16 protein-coding genes are annotated in these 18,616 nt (G+C 72.1%); 9 read left to right on the forward strand and 7 right to left on the reverse strand.

Going from position 1 to position 18,616, the window contains the following annotated elements; all coding sequences use genetic code 11:
- The 6 genes from JIX56_RS34430 to JIX56_RS34455 all read left to right on the forward strand — a co-directional run bounded on the left by JIX56_RS34430 (position 1) and on the right by JIX56_RS34455 (position 4,936).
- On the forward strand, positions 1 to 384 hold the full coding sequence (locus JIX56_RS34430) for a hypothetical protein (RefSeq protein WP_257546390.1): 384 nt from the start codon (positions 1 to 3) through the stop codon (positions 382 to 384).
- A 32-nt stretch (positions 385 to 416) separates the two neighbouring features.
- Positions 417 to 1,646 carry an NAD(P)/FAD-dependent oxidoreductase gene (locus JIX56_RS34435; RefSeq protein WP_257546391.1) on the forward strand — a complete coding sequence of 410 codons (1,230 nt, stop codon included), beginning with the start codon at positions 417 to 419 and terminating at the stop codon, positions 1,644 to 1,646.
- Between the two features lie 73 nt (positions 1,647 to 1,719).
- Positions 1,720 to 2,085: a helix-turn-helix domain-containing protein gene (locus tag JIX56_RS34440; RefSeq protein WP_149822629.1), complete on the forward strand. Its 366-nt coding sequence runs from the start codon at positions 1,720 to 1,722 to the stop codon at positions 2,083 to 2,085.
- Positions 2,086 to 2,229: 144 nt separating this feature from the next.
- Positions 2,230 to 2,892, forward strand: coding sequence for a thiamine phosphate synthase (gene thiE, locus JIX56_RS34445; RefSeq protein WP_257546392.1), 663 nt, complete (start codon positions 2,230 to 2,232; stop codon positions 2,890 to 2,892).
- A 106-nt stretch (positions 2,893 to 2,998) separates the two neighbouring features.
- Entirely contained in the window at positions 2,999 to 3,922 is a 924-nt protein-coding gene (metF, locus tag JIX56_RS34450; RefSeq protein WP_257546393.1) for a methylenetetrahydrofolate reductase [NAD(P)H], read from the forward strand.
- A gap of 57 nt (positions 3,923 to 3,979) precedes the next feature.
- Complete coding sequence (locus JIX56_RS34455) at positions 3,980 to 4,936, forward strand: SCO2102 family sporulation regulator (RefSeq protein WP_257546394.1); 957 nt, start codon at positions 3,980 to 3,982, stop codon at positions 4,934 to 4,936.
- 114 nt (positions 4,937 to 5,050) lie between these two features.
- Here JIX56_RS34455 and JIX56_RS34460 read toward each other — a convergent pair whose 3' ends face one another.
- From JIX56_RS34460 to JIX56_RS34475, 4 genes are all read right to left on the reverse strand, one after another.
- A complete protein-coding gene (locus tag JIX56_RS34460) occupies positions 5,051 to 6,583 on the reverse strand; it encodes a phytoene desaturase family protein (RefSeq protein WP_257546395.1) in 1,533 nt (510 codons plus the stop codon).
- A 487-nt stretch (positions 6,584 to 7,070) separates the two neighbouring features.
- Positions 7,071 to 7,703, reverse strand: a complete 633-nt coding sequence (locus JIX56_RS34465) for a TetR/AcrR family transcriptional regulator (RefSeq protein ID WP_257546396.1) — start codon at positions 7,701 to 7,703, stop codon at positions 7,071 to 7,073.
- A 35-nt stretch (positions 7,704 to 7,738) separates the two neighbouring features.
- Positions 7,739 to 9,823: a YhgE/Pip domain-containing protein gene (locus JIX56_RS34470; RefSeq protein ID WP_257546397.1), complete on the reverse strand. Its 2,085-nt coding sequence runs from the start codon at positions 9,821 to 9,823 to the stop codon at positions 7,739 to 7,741.
- Positions 9,795 to 10,676 carry an ATP-binding cassette domain-containing protein gene (locus JIX56_RS34475; protein WP_257546398.1) on the reverse strand — a complete coding sequence of 294 codons (882 nt, stop codon included), beginning with the start codon at positions 10,674 to 10,676 and terminating at the stop codon, positions 9,795 to 9,797. Before JIX56_RS34475 ends, JIX56_RS34470 begins: the two co-directional genes overlap by 29 nt.
- 177 nt (positions 10,677 to 10,853) lie before the next feature.
- Here JIX56_RS34475 and JIX56_RS34480 point away from each other — a divergent pair, with 177 nt between their 5' ends.
- The 3 genes from JIX56_RS34480 to JIX56_RS34490 all read left to right on the forward strand — a co-directional run bounded on the left by JIX56_RS34480 (position 10,854) and on the right by JIX56_RS34490 (position 13,042).
- Complete coding sequence (locus JIX56_RS34480) at positions 10,854 to 11,393, forward strand: SAV_6107 family HEPN domain-containing protein (protein WP_257546399.1); 540 nt, start codon at positions 10,854 to 10,856, stop codon at positions 11,391 to 11,393.
- A 131-nt stretch (positions 11,394 to 11,524) separates the two neighbouring features.
- The gene (locus tag JIX56_RS34485; protein WP_257546400.1) at positions 11,525 to 12,352 is read left to right on the forward strand and encodes a methyltransferase; all 828 of its coding nucleotides are present in this window, start codon (positions 11,525 to 11,527) and stop codon (positions 12,350 to 12,352) included.
- A gap of 288 nt (positions 12,353 to 12,640) precedes the next feature.
- Positions 12,641 to 13,042: a DUF3040 domain-containing protein gene (locus JIX56_RS34490; protein ID WP_086761755.1), complete on the forward strand. Its 402-nt coding sequence runs from the start codon at positions 12,641 to 12,643 to the stop codon at positions 13,040 to 13,042.
- Between the two features lie 411 nt (positions 13,043 to 13,453).
- Here the strand turns inward: JIX56_RS34490 and JIX56_RS34495 are convergent, their stop codons facing one another.
- From JIX56_RS34495 to JIX56_RS34505, 3 genes are read right to left on the reverse strand one after another with little or no spacing between them, the layout of a single operon-like run.
- Positions 13,454 to 15,979, reverse strand: coding sequence for a transglutaminase TgpA family protein (locus JIX56_RS34495; RefSeq protein WP_257546401.1), 2,526 nt, complete (start codon positions 15,977 to 15,979; stop codon positions 13,454 to 13,456).
- On the reverse strand, positions 15,976 to 17,334 hold the full coding sequence (locus JIX56_RS34500) for a DUF58 domain-containing protein (RefSeq protein WP_257546402.1): 1,359 nt from the start codon (positions 17,332 to 17,334) through the stop codon (positions 15,976 to 15,978). The genes JIX56_RS34495 and JIX56_RS34500 overlap by 4 nt, the downstream gene beginning before the upstream one ends.
- Positions 17,331 to 18,371, reverse strand: coding sequence for an AAA family ATPase (locus tag JIX56_RS34505; RefSeq protein ID WP_257546403.1), 1,041 nt, complete (start codon positions 18,369 to 18,371; stop codon positions 17,331 to 17,333). Before JIX56_RS34505 ends, JIX56_RS34500 begins: the two co-directional genes overlap by 4 nt.
- Positions 18,372 to 18,616 lie beyond the last annotated feature (245 nt).

Here is an 18,616-nt window from a genome sequence, read left to right on the forward strand (position 1 = left end):
GTGCCACGCTCGCTCGACGGCCTCGTCCTCGCCCCCGTCGCGGATCAAGCCCCAGGTCAGGTGGGCACCCGCACCCGGTTCGCGTACCACGAGAAGGACGGCGAGATCTGGGCGGAGTACGCGGGCGGGGACGTCGTACGCGGCCATCTCGTGGGCACGCGCGCGGGCGACCGGCTGGACTTCCGGTACGTACAGCTGAAGACCGACGGGACCACCGCGTCCGGCCACTGCGTGTCCCTGGTGGTCGAGCTGCCCGACGGGCGGGTCCGCCTGGAGGAGACCTGGGAGTGGGAGTCGCAGCCGGGCAGCGGGACGAGCGTGGTGGAGCAGGTCGACGAGGCTGTGGGCCGACTCACAGAAGGCGACCGTCGCCGCACCGGCTGACTGACTGATTGTCAGTTGTCTATGGTGATCGGGTGAGCGAGCAGACGCAGCAAAGGGGCGGGTCGGCGGCGCGGCGCGTGGTCGTCGTGGGCGCGGGCATGGCCGGGGTGCAGACCGCGGTCGCCCTGCGTGAACAGGGCTTCTCCGGCGACGTGACGCTGATCGGCGCCGAGCCGCACCAGCCGTACGACCGGCCGCCGCTGTCCAAGGCCGTGCTGCTCGGCAAGGCCGAGGGCTCCGCCTTCGACGTCGACTTCGAGGCGCTAGGCATCGAACTGCGGCTGGGCCGCGAGGTGTCGGGCCTGCGCCCCGCCGACCACGCACTCGACACGGCCGCCGGGCCCGTCCCGTACGACGTCCTCGTCCTCGCCACCGGCGCGGAACCGATCCGGCTGCCGGGCGCCGAGGGCGTGCCCGGGGTGCATCTGCTGCGCACCCTGGACGACGCCGAGCGGCTGCGGCCCGTGCTGGCCCAGCAGCACGACATCGTGGTCGTGGGTGCGGGCTGGATCGGCGCGGAGTTCGCCACGGCCGCGCGGGAGGCGGGGTGCGCGGTGACGGTCGTCGAGGCCGCCGACCGCCCCCTCGCGGGCGCGCTGCCCGCCGAGGTGGCCGCGCCGATGACCGCCTGGTACGCCGACAGCGGCACCACCCTGCGCACCCACGCGCGCGTGGAGCGCGTCGAGCCCGGGACGGTCGTCCTGGACGACGGCACCCGGGTGTCCGCCGGCGCGGTCGTCGTGGGCATCGGCGCGCGCCCCGCCACGGCCTGGCTCCAGGGCTCGGGCATCGCGCTCGGCGCACACGGAGAGGTGGTCGCCGACGACCATCTGCGTACCTCCGCGCCCGACGTCTACGCGGTCGGCGACTGCGCCTCCTTCCCGTCGGGCAGGTACGGCCGGCGCCTCCTCGTCCACCACTGGGACAACGCCCTCCAGGGCCCCCGCACGGTCGCCGCGAACATCGTCGGCGAGACCCCGGAGCCCTACGACCCCGTGCCGTACTTCTGGTCCGAGCAGTTCGGCCGCTTCGTCCAGTACGCCGGCCACCACCCGTCCGCCGACACCATGGTCTGGCGCGGCGACCCCACCGGCGCCGCCTGGTCGGTCTGCTGGCTCCGCGAAAGCCGCCTGGTCGCCCTGCTGGCCGTGGGCCGCCCCCGCGACCTGGCCCAGGGCCGCCGCCTGATCGAGGCGGGCACCCCGATGAACCCCGAACTGCTGGAGGACCCGGCGAGGCCCCTGAAGGCGGCGACGGCGTAGGAAACCCTCTGTCGGCCCCCGCCGGAGGCGGCTCGGCTACCCACTGTCAGTCCCAGATGGCAGTCTTGGAGACGTGACCGAGATTGACGCAAAGATCGATGCTCTCGTCCCCGCGTGGCTGACCCTCCCCGACATCGCAGAGATGCTCGACGTCGAGGTGACGCGCGTGCGGCAGCTGGTGAAGGAAGGCCAGCTCATCGCCGTACGCCGTGGTGAGAACCGCGCACTGCACGTCCCCGCCGCCTTCATCGACGGGGACAAGGTCGTCAAGGGCCTGTCCGGCACCCTGACCCTGCTGCGGGACGACGGCTTCACCGACGAAGAGATGCTGGAGTGGCTCTTCACTCCGGACCCGAGCCTGCCCGGCACCCCGGCCCAGGCCCTGAGCGAGAATCGCGGCACGGAGGTGAAGCGCCGCGCCCAGGCGCTCGCCGTCTGAACCGACACACCGGAACGCCTGAGCAGCATCCGAGTACCTGAGGAACTGGAACAGCCGCCTGTACGGCGTACGGGCCCGCACCCCCGTAAGGGGCCGCGGTCCGTACGCCGCACCGAGACGCACCGACAACGGGGGGACCTCTCCATGCCTGACGCCGCCGCCCAGCTCGCCGACGCCCGGCTCTACCTCTGCACGGACGCCCGCACGCGCCAGGGCGACCTCCCGGAGTTCCTGGACGCGGTCCTGAGCAGCGGCGTGGACATCGTGCAGCTGCGCGACAAGGGCATGGAGGCGGCCGCGGAGCTCGAGTACCTGGAGGTGTTCGCCGACAGGTGCCGGCAGCACGGCACACTGCTCGCGGTGAACGACCGGGCCGACGTGGCGCACGCCTCCCGGGCCGCGCACCCGTCCGGCGCCCACGTCCTGCACCTCGGCCAGGGCGACCTCCCGGTCCCCGCCGCCCGCGCGATCCTCGGCGAGGGCATCCTCATCGGCCGCTCCACACACTCCGAGGCGGAGGCCGCCGCCGCGGCCGTCCAGGAGGGCGTGGACTACTTCTGCACGGGCCCCTGCTGGCCCACCCCCACCAAGCCCGGCCGCCACGCGCCCGGCCTGGATCTCGTCCGGTACACCGCCGCCCTCGGCACCGACCGCCCCTGGTTCGCCATCGGCGGCATCGACCTCGGCAATCTCGACGAGGTCGTCGAGGCGGGAGCCCGCCGGGCCGTCGTCGTCCGGGCGATCACGGAGGCCGACGACCCCGCAGCCGCGGCGGCGGAGTTCGCCAAGCGCCTGCGCGCCCTCTAGCTCCCGCGCGCTCCCCATGTCCAAGGCGTGGACAAAAGGGCGGCAAAACGGGATAAAAAACCTTGCTCTGGTTGGGGGACGGCTCCGACCTGACTAACCTGCCGATATGGCCCTAGGAACCGCTTCCACCAGGACTGATCGCGCACGGACCGTGCGCGACATGCTCGCCACGGGCAAAACCACGTACTCCTTCGAGTTCTGGGCGCCCAAGACGGAGAAGGGCGAGCGGAACCTGTGGAACGCCCTCCGCAGGATCGAGGCGGTCGCCCCCAGCTTCGTCTCCGTGACGTACGGCGCGGGCGGCTCCACCCGGGCCGGCACGGTGAAGGCGACCGAGCGGATCGCCGCCGACACCACCCTCACCCCGGTCGCCCACCTCACCGCGGTCAGCCACTCCATCGCCGAGCTGCGCAACATCATCGGCCAGTACGCGGACGCCGGGATCCGCAACATGCTCGCGGTCCGCGGCGACCCGCCCGGCGACCCCATGGGCGAGTGGGTCCCGCATCCGCAGGGCCTGACGTACGCCGCCGAACTCGTCCAACTCATCAAGGAATCGGGCGACTTCTGCGTAGGCGTCGCGGCCTTCCCGGAGATGCACCCGCGCTCCCCCGACTGGGACAGCGACGTGGCGCGCTTCGTCGACAAGTGCCGAGCGGGCGCCGACTACGCGATCACGCAGATGTTCTTCCACCCGGACTCGTACCTGCGTCTGAGGGACGCCGTCGCGAAGGCGGGCTGTGAGACTCCTGTCATTCCCGAGGTCATGCCCGTCACCAGCGTGAAGATGCTGGAACGGTTGCCCCAACTCAGCAACGCCGCCATCCCGAACGCCCTGAAAGAGCGGATCGTCACAGCCAAAGCAGATCCGGCCGCTGTACGCTCCATTGGCATCGAGTTCGCCACGGAGTTCTGCGCCAGGCTGCTGGACGAGGGAGTCCCCGGACTTCACTTCATCACCCTGAACAACTCCACCGCGACTCTGGAAATCTACGAGAACCTGGGCCCGCACCATCCACCACGGGCCTAGACCGGTCGCACTCGCGTACGACACACTGCGTAGGCGGCCACAGGGAGAGGGGCGTACATGGGCTGGACGGTCCTCTACATCGCGTTCGGCATCGTCGCGTTGTGGCTGCTGGGCGAGGTGCTGCTGCAGTACAAGGCGCGCCTGCGCTGGCGGCTGCTCGCCTTCGTCGGCTTCCTCGGTGTGGTCCTCGGTGTCCTGATCCCCTCGGTGATCGTCATCGCCCTGGGCGCGATCGGGTTCGCGGTCGGACAGACCTATGTGACGCTGTCGTTCCGCCGCGGCTTCGAGGCCGGCTGGGCCGTCCGCCCGCGTCCCGGTGAGGGTGAGGGTGAGGACGGCGGCAGGATCGCCAAGGCCGGCAAGAAGCGGCGCCGCGGCGAACCGGACCGCCAGGACCCGACCCTGGAGGTCACCGACCTGGAGGCCCCGGCTGCCGGAACGTACCGCCAGGCCGACGACGCCTTCGACCACGACGACGACGTCTTCGTCCGCCCCGGCGCCGGCCCCTCCGCGGCCGAGACGACCACCGTCTACTCCCCGGAGCCCCTGCCCGACGACACCAGCTCGTACGGCATCTACGGCGACAACAACGCCTACGCGGCCGTCCCCGAGCAGCCCTACGCGAACGCCGACCAGTCCACGCAGTCCACCCAGGACGAAGCCTTCGCCTACTACGGCTACGACCAGCAGAGTTACGGCTACGACCAGGCCCAGCAGCAGTACGCCGCCTACTCCGACCCGTACATCGGCACGCAGACCTACGACGCCGCCGCCTCCTACGACCCGTCCTACGGCCAGCAGGGATACGGTCAACAGGGCTACGGCCAGGACCAGTACGGCAACAGCGGCTACGGCGGCGAGACCCCGCCCGGCGGTGTCTGGGTCCCGCAACAGCGCAGCACCGACGACTCGTTCGACGCGTTCGGCAACGAACTCCCGCCGGAGCAGTCGTATCCGTACCAGGGGAACGGCAACGGCGGGAACGGGCACGACGAGCAGCAGTACCGTTTCTGAAGGGCCGCCGGGGCTCATGTGAGCCCCCGGTCCTCCACGGCTTTCCCCGGTCCTCCAGGGCCTTCCCCGGTCCTTCGGACGGGAGCCGCAGACGTCCGTACGGGCCCTCGTGTCTCACTGGGAGCCGCGGAAGTCCGGTCCCTCCACGATCAGTCCGGCCACGAGCGCGCCCGACATCCCGGCGTGCGGGAGGCCGCCGCCGGGGTGGGACCAGCCACCGACCAGGTACAGCCCCGGGAAACGGGCCGCGTTGGACGGGTGCAGGAAACGGCCGTCGGCCGCGGCGAGCGCCGGTGCGGGGATGGCGCCCCCCTCGGCACCCGTCTCCCGGGCCGTGTCGGCCGGGGTGCGCACCTCGCGCCAGAGGAGCCGCTCCCGCAGGCCGGGCACGGCGGCCTCGGCGGCGGTGACGAGCAACTCCGCGCACCGCTCGGCGACATCGCCCGCCGCCCAGTCGATGTCGGTCGGCACCGCCGCCGACACGACCACGGACTCGTGCTCCTCGTCCGGGCGCAGCGCGGGGTCGTCCGGCCGCAGCACGGTCACCGTGAGCGGCACCGGGTCGTCGGTGTCGCTCAGACCGCTCAGAAAGTCCAACTCGGCGGTCCGGTCGGGCGCGTGCACGACCGTGCGGTGTGCCGCGCCGGCCTCACGGGTCCCGCGCAGGGCCAGCAGCACGGTCAGCCGGCCGGGCCGCGGCGACTCCAGGTCCGGCCGTACGTCGCCGTCGCCCTGGAGGTCACGCTCCGTCAGGCCGCCGAGCCGTACCGGATCGATGCCCGCGACGACGTGGTCCGCCTCCGTCACCGCCCGGTCCCCGGTGTCCACCTCGGCCGCCAGCTCCACACCGGCCGCCCTGCCGTCCTTCTCCACGATCCCGGTGACTTCGGCGTCGAAGACGAACTCGACCTTGCGGGCCAGGCACCGCTCGTACAGCGCCCGCGCCAACTCCCGTATGCCGCCCCGGACGTACCAGCTCCCGAAGGCGTGCTCCATGTACGGCAGGACCGCCGCGCTCGCCGGGATGTTCCGGGGGTCCAGGCCGTACGCGAGGGCGTGGCTCTCCAGCAGAGCTGTCAGCCGGGGGTCGCGCAGCTCCCACTCCCCGATCTCGGCGAGGGTGCGGGCACGGCGGGTGCGCAGCAGCCGCTTGTGGGGCACGGAGGGGTACGGCTCGCGCTCGGCGAGGACCCGCCAGTCGGGCCGCAGCGGCTCCTCCAGGAGGGGCCGCCGTGTGCGGTCCCAGGCCTCCCGGGCCCGCACCAGGAAGTCGCCCCAGCGGTCGCCGGTCCCCGGCCCGAGCGCGGTGTTCAGGGCGGCGACGACGCCCGCGCGTGAGGCGTTCGGCAGCGACAGGGCCGTGCCGTCCGCGAAGACGTGCCGGGCCGCCGGGTCCACCTGGACCAGGTCGACGCACTTCTCCAGCGGCTCCTTGCCGGTCTTGAGGAACAGATCGCGGTGGACGGCGGGCAGCGGCAGCAGTCCGGGTCCGGTGTCGAACGCGAAGCCGTCGCGCTCGAACCGGCCCAGCGCGCCGCCGTAGGTCGACGTGCGCTCGTACACCACCACCCGGTGGCCCGCGACGGCCAGCCGGGCGGCGGCCGCCATGGCGCCGAGCCCGGCGCCGATCACCGCAATCCTTGCCATGTCAGGGACTTTATCGGCCGCCGCTGACAGTCTGTGTTCGCGGTCGGGCTCGGGGGTGCGGTCGCGTGGGCGGCCGCGGGTTCGTCGTGGCTTGTCGCGCAGTTCCCCGCGACCCCTGGAAGGCGGCTGCGCCGCCATTCGGGGGAGTACGAACGCGGACGCGATCGTCACCAGTCGGCAACAGGTGGTTCTGGGGGTGAGTGCGCAGTGTTGAGTACGCGTACCTAGCCGGTGAGATGAGTACGCGCGCGGATGGGCCGCCACCTGCGGAAACGAGAGAGTGGAGGCACGGGAAGGGGCGCGGCTCCGGTACCGCCGACACGGGGCGGCGGAACGGTTCTCGCGCTCTCTACCGCTCCTTCCGTCGACGTGAGTCGGCGGGAGCGAGGCACGGGGGAGACGGGGGAACGGGGAAGCGCCGGTTCGAGGTGGCCCGCGGGGGACGCGGCCAGAGCGGACCGGCGCTCTCGTTCGTGCCCCGATCCGGCTAGCGGTTCCCGCTCACCCGGCCCTGGAGCAGCCGGGACAGCGCCGCGTGGACGTCGTCCAGGGAGCGCTCCGGCTGGAACGCCTGCCAGTCCAGGGCGGCCACCAGGACCATGCCGACCAGGGCCGACGCCGTCAGTCCGACATCGATCTCGTCGCTCAGCTCGCCCCCCTCGACAGCCGCGCGGAGCACGTCCTCGACGACCGCGACCGCCTCCTGCCGGACGACCATCAGCGTGGACTGCCAGGCCCGGTTGGTGCGCCACAGTTCGGCCACGTAGAGCTGGGTGAAGGACGGGTAGCGGTCGATGAAGACGAGCCCGGCCCGGATCATCGCGTCCAGGGAGTCGACCTTGGTGCCGCCCTCCTTCTCGGTCCGCTCGGCCGCCTCCCGGAGCGAGGCGGTGAGGAGTCCCACGCCGTGCCGCAGCAGCTCCTCGAAGAGAACCGACTTGCTCGCGAAGTTGTAGTAGACCGTGCCCTTGGCGACGCCGGCGCGCTCGGCGATCTCGTCCACCGTGGTGGCGGAGAACCCCTGCTCCGCGATGAGGGTGACGGCCGCTTCGTAGAGTTTCTGCCGGGTCGCCTCGCGGCGGCCCCCGCCTGCGCCGCCGGGGGCGTTGCTGCTTTCCATGGCCCTGATTGTCACAGGAACCGTTCCGTGCGCGGTCACAGACTCAACTCCGGGTGCAGCCGGTCCAGGGTCCACACCTGCTTGCGACGGGCGGACAGGGCGGTCAGCGCGAGGGCGCCGACGGTGAAGGCGACCAGCACCGCGCACGCCTGCCGGACGGGGCCCAGACCGCCGCCCGTGATGAGCCTCCTGAGGGCGTCGACGACATGGCTCATCGGCAGGAAGGGGTGGACCGCGTTGAAGAAGTCCGGGCTGGTCTGCACGGGATACGTGCCGCCCGCGGACGTCAACTGGAGCATCAGGAAGGCGAGGACGAGGATCCGGCCCGCCGCCCCGAAGCGCGCGTTGAGCCACTGCACGATCGCCGCGAAGCACGCCGTCACCAGGAACAGGAAGCCCACCGTCCCGGCCGCCCGCACCATCTCCAGGCCGACCGCCCAGTGGAGCACCGCCATCAGCGCGACCGTCTGCAGCACACCCAGCGCGGCCACCGGCAGCCAGCCCGCCAGCGTGATCCGCCACGCCGAGGCACCCGCCGCGAGAGCCCGCCGGTTGAGCGGCTGGATCAGCATGTACGCCACCATCGCGCCCACCCACAGGGACAGCGGGATGAAGTACGGGGCGAACCCGGTGCCGTAGTTCGGCGCCTTGTGCAGATCCCTGGTGGCCAACTGCACCGGATCGGCCATCACTTCGGTGCGCCGGTCGCGGTCCTGCTCGTCGTAGTCCGGGATCTGCTCGGCCCCGTCGTGCAGACCGCCCGCGAGCTTCCCGGAGCCGTCGGCCAGCTTGTACATGCCGCCCTTGAGGTCCACCGCGCCCGACTTCAGATCGCCGACGCCCGTGTCGAGGTCCTCCGCGCCGGTCTTGGCGGTGCCGAGGCCCGTGTGCAGCGTCTTGGCCCCCTTGGCGACCTCGGCGGCGCCCTTGTTGAGCGCGTTCACTTTGGTGACGGCGTTGTCGAGGTCCTCGGAGAGGGTGGGCGCCGCCTTCGCGAGGGCGCGGGCCTGCTTCTCCAGGGTCTCCAGGTCCTTGTCGAAGGCCTTCATGTCACCGTCGTAGTTCTTCACCACCGTGTTGACGTCCTTGGCGAGCACCGCCGCCTGAGCCGCGGCGTCCTTCGCCTTCTTCAGGTCCGCGCAGGCCGCGTCGGGCAGTACGGCCTCCTCGCAGCGCCGCTCGTAGACGTCGTCCAGGGTGTCGGAGGCGGCACGGGTGCCCGTCTCGGCGGCCGGCGCCGTCTTGACGAACGCGTCGAGGTGGCCCCGGATCGTGGCCGCCGAGTCGGCGACCAGGGTGGCGGTGTCGGCGATCGTGTCGCCGTTCTCGTCGAGGAAGGGCCGCACGCGGTCCGCCACGCCGCCGACCTTGTCGGCGAGCTTCCGGGTGCCGTCCGCGACCTGCTGGGCCCCGTCCTCCAGATCGCCCGCGCCCTCGTCCAGGTCCTTCAGGCCGCCGGACAGTTCCCCGCTGCCCTCCTTGGCCTCCTTCAGCCCGTCCGCGAGGTCCTTGGAGCCCTTCTCCGCCTTGTCGATGCCGCCCTTGAGATCGTCGGCGCCGTCCGCCGCCTTCTCGGTCTCCTCGTGGATGTCCGAGAAGGAGATGAAGATCCGGTCCAGGAACGACCGTGACGCCTTCGTCGAAGCCGCCGTCCGCACCTCCGAGAACACCGTCCGCGAGATCTGCCCGACGATGTAGTTGTTCGCGTCGTTCGTGCGCACCTGGAGGGCGCCCGTCTCCGGGGAGTCCCCGGAACTCGACGCGATCCGCCGGCTGAAGTCCTTCGGCATGGTCAGCGACAAGTAGTACGTGCCGTCCTCGACGCCTTCACGCGCCTCGGCGGCGCTCACCCGGTGCCACTCGAAGGTGTCGCTGTCCCGCAGCCCCTGCGCGATGTCGTCCCCGGCCGTCAGCTTCTGCTTGCCGACCGACGCCCCCTTGTCGTCGTTCACCAACGCCACGGGGATACGGTCGAGACGGCCGTACGGGTCCCAGAAGGACCACAGGTACAGGGCGCCGTACAGCAACGGCAGCAGCAGGAGCGAGACCAGCGCGGCCCGCGGCAGCTTCCCCCGGCCGAACCGCCTGAGCTCAAGCGCGGCGAGTTTCGGCGAGCGCATCGGTCGTCTCCTTGTCGTCGTCGTGGTGGTCGCTGTCGGTCTGGTCGCTGCCGGCGGGGGCGGGGGCGGGTGCGGGCTCAGGGGAGGGGGCTTCGCGGGCGTTCTCACGCGCGCGTGTGCCTTTCTCCGGCGCCGTCGACACGACGACCGCACCTTCCGGGGCCTCGCTGCACACCGCCACCACCGTGATCCCGGACGCCGTGAGGGACCTCAACAGGGCCCACACCTCGGCCCGTTCGGCGTCGGAGAGCTTCAGGTCGGTGTCGTCGACGCCGAGCAGCCGGGGCCGCCCGATGAGGGCGAGGGCGATGGACAGCCGCAGGGCCTCCAGCCGGTCCAGGTCGCGTACGGCGGTCCGGGAGCCCTTGGGCAGGCTCTCGCGGTCGAGCCCGGCGGCGGCCAGGGCGGCCTCGACGCGGAGCTTCGCCTCGGCGGCCCGCTCGGCCCCAGGGCGCAGCAGCCCGCGCAGGGAGCCGTCGAACCGCCGCTGCAGCAGCGCCCGTTCACGCAGGTGCTCCCCGACGGTCAGGGCCGGGTCGAGGTCGGTCACACCGGGGACATGGGCGAGGGCGCTGATCCGGCGGACGGCCGCCATCCGCTTCGGCAGCCGGAGGGAGCCGACCGTGGCGTGGCCCTCGCTCGGCTTCATCCGCCCGGTGAGCGCGAGCAGCAGACAGGTCCGGCCCGATCCGGACGGCCCCTCGACCGCCACCAGCGAGCCGGCCTCCGCGCCGAACCCGACTCCCCGGAACGCCCAGCCCCGCGGCCCCTTGAGCCCGAAGTCCTCGGCATCGACAGCCACACCGTCGACCGTCTCCGGCCCGGCGTCGTCCGCCACCCGTGGCTCTTCCATGTCCCCCGGACCCCTCTTCGAGTTTTTGAACTGACTGGTCAGTGCAAAAACTACTCCGAACCTCTGATCGAAGCAAAAGCGCAGGTCACAACGGATTGTCAGTGGCATACCGCACGATGAGCACATACGGCACCTCGTGTCAGGGCGTGCCGTCACGAAGACGACAGGAGGTTCGTCATGGCCAGCCACCCCGCAGCAGCCGCCAACCGGCGCCGCGCCACCGGCCCTGCCCCCTCACTGACCGGCCCGGCGAGCGACGTGCACCCCGTGCTGCGCCGGGCGACGGCCCCACCCGCCGCCCTCGACCTGCTCGCCCAGGCGCGCTCCGGACTCGACGAGGCGTCGGGGCTCCAGACGCCCAACGAGCGGTACGCCACCGCCCACCTGGCCGCCCTGCGCACCGCCGCCGCGGTGCTCGCCGCCCGGGGCCGCCCGGAGCCCACCCCGAAGCGCCGCGCCAAGATACGGAGCGCTTGGGAAGTGCTCCCCGAGATAGCGCCCGAACTCGCCGAGTGGAGCGCCCTGTTCGCCTCCGGCGCCGCCCGCCGGGCCCGTGCCGAGGCCGGCATACAGGGCGCGGCGAGCGCGCGTGACGCCGACGACCTCATACGCGACGTGGCGATGTTCCTGCGCCTCGTCGAGCGGATGCTGGTCCTCCAGCCGGTGCTGCCGCAGCCCCGGCAGGACGACGCCCCGGGAGTCCCGGACGCGGGCTGACCGGCAGCCCCGGCGCCGCCCATTAGGGTTGGGGGCATCCGTATCCTCCGCCGCGGCCACCGGCCCGGCGGAGACGCAAGCCCATCGCTCCGCCGCACGCCAGGCGGTGCCCCGCCGAGGAGTCAACTGCCGTGTCGGACCCGATGCGCCCGCCCGTGTCCCACCAGCACCCTCAGCCGACGTCGCTGCGCTCCGATCCTTCCCGACCCCGCGCCTCCCTGCGTACCGCCGTGGTCTGGGAGGTCCTCCAGGACGCCCTCGACCGCCGGGTGAAGGCCACCGGACGGGAGTCTCTGGACGTGCTGGACACCGGGGGCGGCAGCGGCAAGTTCGCGGTGCCCGTGGCCCGCCTCGGCCACCGCGTCACCGTCGTCGACCCCAGCCCGAACGCGCTGTTCGCGCTGGAGCGCCGGGCCGCCGAGGCCGGTGTCGCCGACCGCGTGCGGGGCGTCCAGGGCGATGCGCACGGCCTCTTCGACGTCGTCGAGCGCGGCGGATACGACGCCGTGCTCTGCCACGGCGTCCTGGAGTACGTGGACGACCCCGCCGAGGGCATCGGCAACGCGGTCGCCGCGCTGCGCCGGGAGGGCGTGCTCAGCCTGCTCGCCGCGGGCCTTGGCGGCGCGGTGCTCGCGCGGGCCCTCGCCGGGCACTTCAAGGAGGCCCGGCAGGCGCTCGACGACCCGAACGGACGCTGGGGCGAGGGCGATCCGGTGCCTCACCGCTTCACCGCCGAGCAGCTCACCGCGCTCGTCGAGGGAGCGGGCCTGGAGGTCGCCGCGGTGCACGGTGTTCGGGTCTTCGCCGACCTGGTCCCCGGTGTCCTCGTCGACACCGAACCCGGCGCCCTCGACGCCCTGCTCAAGCTGGAGGCCGCGGCCGCCGAACTGCCCGCCTTCCACTCCGTCGCCACGCAACTTCATGTGCTGGGTGAGACGCGAGGGGCCGCCGAGTCCTGAGCCGTCCGCCGCGGCGAACGAGGGTGACCCGCTGATCAGGGAGTCGGCGGCGGATGGAGTACGCCACAGGCCCCCCGATCGGGCGCTCGGAGCCGTATGATCGAGGGAGACCGTTCCGGCATGACGGGCCGTCCGCTGGGGAATTCACACCTCAGCGAGTCGGGGTGCCATGGCGGGTCCCGGTTGGCGAATTGGCGTAGAGGGGCGGGTTTCAAGGGGGCGATTCCCTGCCTATCCTGAAGAGGACCCCCCGGGTCGCTCCGGCGACCGCACGATGAGGAGGACTCCGTGCCGCTCTCAGAGCACGAGCAGCGCATGCTCGAGCAGATGGAGCGAGCGCTGTACGCCGAAGATCCCAAGTTCGCGTCAGCGCTTGAGGGAAGCGGGCTGCGTACGTACACCCGGCGGCGGGTCTACCAGGCGGTCGCGGGCTTTCTAGTGGGTATCGCGCTCCTCATGGCCGGAATGGTCGCACAGCAGATCTGGGTCAGCGTGGTGGGGTTCCTCGTCATGCTGGGCTGCGCGGTGCTCGCCGTCACCGGTTGGCGCAAGGCCCCCAAGCCGGGTGAGCAGCCCACCGGTGCCGCAGGCTCCGCCGGTGCGCGTCGACAGACACGACAGCGCCGCTCCATGATGGACCGAATCGAACAGCGCTGGCAGCGCCGTCGTGACGAGCAGGGGGGCCACTGAGCCCGCCGGATCGCCGATTCGCCAGCCACAGCTGAAGACGGACGAAGGGTGACCACCCAAGGGGCGGTCACCCTTCACGTGCGCCCGAAAATCGAACAACCGCGGCCCTCCATGCGACGGCTGTCCGGGGACCCCGGCCGCCCGGGGATCTCGTAGCGGCGACTGTACGAGGAGGCCGCTGGACGCGGAGTCGGGCGCATGCAGCTCCCCCTGCCGCGCTCCCCGGGTGTCTGCCACCCACCCCGCTCCCTGCGGTGTCTGCCACCCACCCTGATCCCTGCGGTGTCTGCCCCGTCTCCCTACGCGCGGTGCCAGTCCCACCCCGCTGTCTGCGGTAGCAGTCCCGCCCCTTTACACGCCTCTGCCCCCGCCGGGCGATCCCGGCGGGGGCAGAGGCGTGAGCGGGGAGCCTCAGCTGTTCTGGCTTGGCGAGGGCCGTCGCCAGGGCAGCCGTAGCGTCGGGACGCGGGACAGCAGGTCGTCCCTGGTGTCCGCCCAGCGGGCGGAGAGGGCCCAGGCAACCCGGATGGTCGAACGCGGCAGCAGCAGTGCCCGGAGCTTCGTCCGGCGGCCGGCGTGCGCCCGCAGTCCGAGCCCGACCTGGTGCGCGTCCCGGGCGAGGCCCGAAGGGATCTGCGGACGCGGAGCGAAGAGGACCTGCTCCACCGCCGCCGCCACCCGATGCACCGCCTCCGCGGTCGGCGGTTCGAGCTGCCCGAGCCGCACGATCCGCGCCGCCGCCTTACGGGGCGTCTGCGACTCGTCCGGCGCGATCCCGTAGTCCCACGCCGTGTCGGTCACCTCCTGCCAGGCGGCCAGCGCATGGGCCGCCGCGGCCTCCGTACGGCCGTACGCGGTGGCCCTGACCGGCGACGACGGGGATCCGTCCGAAGAGCCCCCTTCGTCGGTCACATGCCGCGAAGCGGCCGGCCCATGGGCCGGGACCGCACCGTCGTGCGCGCCGAGCCGTACGGACCTGACCCGCAGCCGCCACAACATCGGCAGCAACGGGATCGCCACCACCACCAGCGCCCCCGGAAGGGTCAACAGGGTCCAGGGCGAGAAGAACAGCAGACCCCAGAGCGAGTCCTCGTCGTCGTCGGACCCCGCCACGGCCGCCGCGGACTCGCTCGCGCAGGCCCCCAGCTTCGCCTCCTGCGGAGTGCAGCTCTCGCTCGCCGACGGCTCGGCCGACGGCACCGTGGACGCCGACTGCGAGGGACGGGGCACATCGGGCAGGCCGCTGGTGCCGGAGTCCTCCGGCACCGTGTACGGAGGAGTCGTGCCCCGGTTGGGGGTCGGCTCGAAGCGGGTCCAGCCCACACCCTCGAAGTACAGCTCGGGCCAGGCGTGCGCGTCGCGCAGCCCCACCGACATCGTGCCGTTCGCCTGCGGGGTACCGGGAGTGAAGCCCACGGCCACCCGGGCCGGTATGCCCAGGGTGCGGGCCATCGCCGCCATCGAGAAGGAGAAGTGGACGCAGAAGCCCTCCTTCTCCTCCAGGAACCGGGCTATCGCCCGCGCGCCCGTGCCGGCCCGCACCTCGGTGTCGTAGGTGAACTCGCCGCTGAACGCGAACCAGTCCTGCAGCTTGACGGCCCGCTCGTAGTTGTTCGTCGCGCCCTTGGTGACCTCCAGCGCGGTCCGCGCCACCACCGATGGCAGCGAGGCGGGCACCTTGGTGTACTCCCGCCGCAGGGACGGCGGCGGCTCCGGCGCCGAGGAGAGCTGCTCCGCGGTGGGCTGCACGATCAGGCTCTCGATCTGGTACTGCGCGCCCTTGGTGTCCTGGCCGTGGTCACCGACGAGGGTGCGGCCCACGGGCTCGTACCGCCAGTCGCCGTCGATGTCCACGCCGGTCACCGGATACGGCATCGGCAGCCAGTTCTGCTCGTAGTCCTCCGCCGCGACGATCCGGGTCTCGATCGAGGTCCGCTTGACGTCGGAGGCGAGGCCGGTCGGGGTGCCGAAGTCGTCCGGCACCTCGGTGATGGAGCGCTCGGTCGGCTTCCAGGAGGTGCCGTCGAAGTCGTCCAGGGAGACGATCCGCAGATACATCTCCTGCACGTTGTCCGTGTTGGTGCGATAGGACAGGACCTGGCGGTCCTCGTCCACGTTCAGGCTGTCGCGCAGCGACACCACGGGGTTCACCGCGGAGATCGTGCCGCCGCCACCGGAGCCTGAGCCGATGCCGGTGCCCGCGCCGTCCAGCAGCCCGCCGTCGAGGGCGGGCAGCCCGAGCGGCACCACCAGGGCGATGCCCAGCGCGACCGCGCCGATGCGCCGCCCGGTGCGCACCGGGGCGACGGCGCCGCTCGCGGACTCCGCGCGCGGGCCGTGCGGTGCGCCGCCGAAGACCCGGCCCCACTGCGAGAGCCGGTCGCGGCTCTCGGTCAGGAGCAGCAGCAGATAGCCGCCGGACGCCAGCACGAACCACAGCCAGGCGGCGCCGTCGGAGAGTCCCGCGGCGACCGAGTACAGCGCGAGCAGCGGCAGACCGGCCGGAGCCGCGCTTCGGAACGTCACCGCGAGCGCGTCGACCATGAGGCCGATCACCAGGACCCCGCCGATGATCATCAGCTGGATGCCGTCGCTCAACGGCGCCGGGATCGCATACCGCCCGATGTCCTCGGTGCCGGTCTGCAGCAGCGTCGCGAAGTGCTGGAACGCCTCCGGCCCGGGGACGATCCCGGCCACCGCCTGCTCCCGGGCGAAGACCAGGGTCAGCATCATCAGCGCCACCAGCGCCTGCGCGGCCACGGTCAGCGGCCGCGCCAGCGGGACCCGCCGGGTGAGCGCGCCCACGCCGCTCTGCACACCCAGCATGAGGGCCGCCTGGAAGATCCAGGTCGCCGGGTCGACCAGCGGCAGCAGCGCGCACGCCGCCATGATCGTGGCAGCCCAGGCGCACAGCGCCAGCCTCGCCCGACCGCTCATGACCGCCCCTCCCTACCGATCCCGGACATCACGCCGGTGCGCTGCCGGTCCGCCTGGCGCCACAGGTCCGTCAGCGAGGCGCCGCGCGGCACGGTCAGCGCCGTCCAGCCCGCCTCGTGCAGCAGGCGCACCGACTCCTCGCTCGCGCCCCCGGCCCCCGGCACCTCGCCCGGTTCGGTCGTCCACGCCTCGCTGTCCAGGAGGAAGGCGACCGCCCCGCCGCTGCGCTGACGCATCTTGCCGATCACCGTCGCCTGCTCCTCGTCGAGGTCGCCGAGGAAGGCGACCAGCAGCCCCTCGTTGCCGCCGCGCACCACGTCGTACGCGGGTGACAGGCCCGTGCCGTCCGAGTGGTCGATCACCGCGAGGGTGTCCATCATCAGTCCGGCCGCGTCGGCGGACTCCTGGCTCGCGCCCGCGAACCCGTCGGCGCCCTCGCCGGGCACCGAGTTGCCCGTGTCCGTCAACAGTCGTACGGAGAAGCCCCGTTCGAGCATGTGCACCAGCATGGACGCGGCGCCGGAGACGGCCCACTCGAAGGCCGAGTCCGGACCCGCGCCGAGATACGCCTCGGCCCGGGTGTCCAGCAGTACCGTGCAGCGGGCGCGCTGTGGCTGCTCCTCGCGGCGCACCATCAGCTCGCCGTAGCGTGCGGTCGAACGCCAGTGCACCCGGCGCAGGTCGTCGCCATGCCGGTAGCCGCGCGGGATCACGTCGTCCTCGCCGGCCAGCGCCAGCGAGCGCTGCCGACCGTCGCCGTACCCCTTCGCCTCCCCGTTCAGCCGTACCGGTGACAGCGCCTCCACGCGCGGGATCACCGTCAGCGTGTCGTACGTCGAGAAGGACCGGGTCAGCTCGCACATGCCGAACGGGTCGGTCAGGCGCAGCTGGAGCGGGCCCAGCGGATAGCGGCCGCGCAGATCCGAACGGACGCGGTACGACACCTCGCGGCGACCGCCCGCCTCCACCCGGTCCAGGACGAACCGGGGGCGCGGACCGAGCACGTACGGCACCCGGTCCTGGAGCATCAGCAGCCCGGTGGGCAGCCGCGAGACGTTGTCCATCCGCAGATGGACGCGGGCCTCACTGCCGGCGGGCACGCGCGCGGGGGAGAGGCGGCGACTGCCCGCGACCCGGTAGCGGGTGCGGTACAGCACGGTCGCGCAGACCAGCGGCAGCACGGCGAGCAGCAGGCCGACCCGGAGCAGATCGCTCTGCCCGAGGACGTACGCGCATATCGCGGCGGCTATGCCGGCGGCCAGGAAGGAACGCCCGCGGGTGGTGAGGCCGGCGAGGGCCGTGCGCAGCCCGCCCTTGTCCTGCTCAGGGGTGGGCGCCGGCCCGGCGGTGGTCATCCAAGCCTCCGCGGCGGCTGCTGCGGGTACGCGGGCGTGGTGTGGACCGAGCCGAACCCGCTCTGCGGCGGAGGGGCCTGCGGCACGGGCGTGCGCTGCAGGATCTCCTGGACGACCTGCTCCGGCGTACGGCGGTTGAGCTGGGCCTGGGCGGTGGGCAGCAGCCGGTGGGCGAGGATGGCCACGGCGAGCGACTGGATGTCGTCCGGCAGGGCGTACTCCCGGCCGCTCAGGGCGGCGGTCGCCCTTGCCGCGCGCAGCAGATGCAGCGTGGCACGCGGCGAGGCGCCGAGTCTGAGGTCCGGGTGGGTGCGGGTGGCACCGACCAGGTCCACCGCGTAGCGCCGGACCGTTTCCGCGACGTGCACATTGCGGACGGCCTCGATCAGCTTCACGATCTCGTGCGCGTGCGCCACCGGCTGCATGTCCTCCAGCGGCGAGACCCCACCGTGGACGTCGAGCATCTGCAGTTCGGCCTCCGGGCTGGGATAGCCGACGGAGACGCGGGCCATGAAGCGGTCGCGCTGTGCCTCCGGCAGCGGATAGGTGCCCTCCATCTCGACCGGGTTCTGCGTGGCCACCACCATGAAGGGGCTCGGCAGCTCGTACGTCGTGCCGTCGATCGTGACCTGGCGCTCCTCCAGGGACTCCAGGAGCGCGGACTGCGTCTTCGGCGAGGCGCGGTTGATCTCGTCGCCGATCACGATCTGCGAGAAGATCGCGCCCGGCTTGAACTCGAACTCCTTGCGCTGCTGATCCCAGATGGACACACCCGTGATGTCCGAGGGCAGCAGGTCCGGCGTGAACTGGATACGCCGCACGGAACAGTCGATGGACCTCGCCAGGGCCTTGGCCAGCATGGTCTTGCCGACGCCGGGTACGTCTTCGATCAGAAGATGTCCCTCGGCGAGCAGCACTGTCAGCGAAAGCCGTACGACCTCAGGCTTGCCCTCGATCACTCCTTCGACCGAACTGCGGACTCGCTCCACAGTGCTGGTCAGATCAGTGAGGCTCGCTCGATCGTCATAGGTCGTCACACGGCCCTCCTAGGCCCGTTCTTTCTCCGGGCCGACGCTCTGCGATGCGGACCGGCCCACCCCGAAACACGGACACCACGCGTGAACTGCTCAGCGCGACGCCACACCCGCATTCTTGCTGCCGTTACCAATCCGTGTCACTCGCCTGTGGATAACAGTCCGCGATATGTCGGGCTTGCGGCCCTTTGAACGCCAAAATGCCAGGAGATTGACAGGAAACCGGGGCTGCGCGGGACCGCCCGCGG

Source organism: Streptomyces sp. CA-210063, assembly GCF_024612015.1.
Lineage (GTDB): Bacteria > Actinomycetota > Actinomycetes > Streptomycetales > Streptomycetaceae > Streptomyces.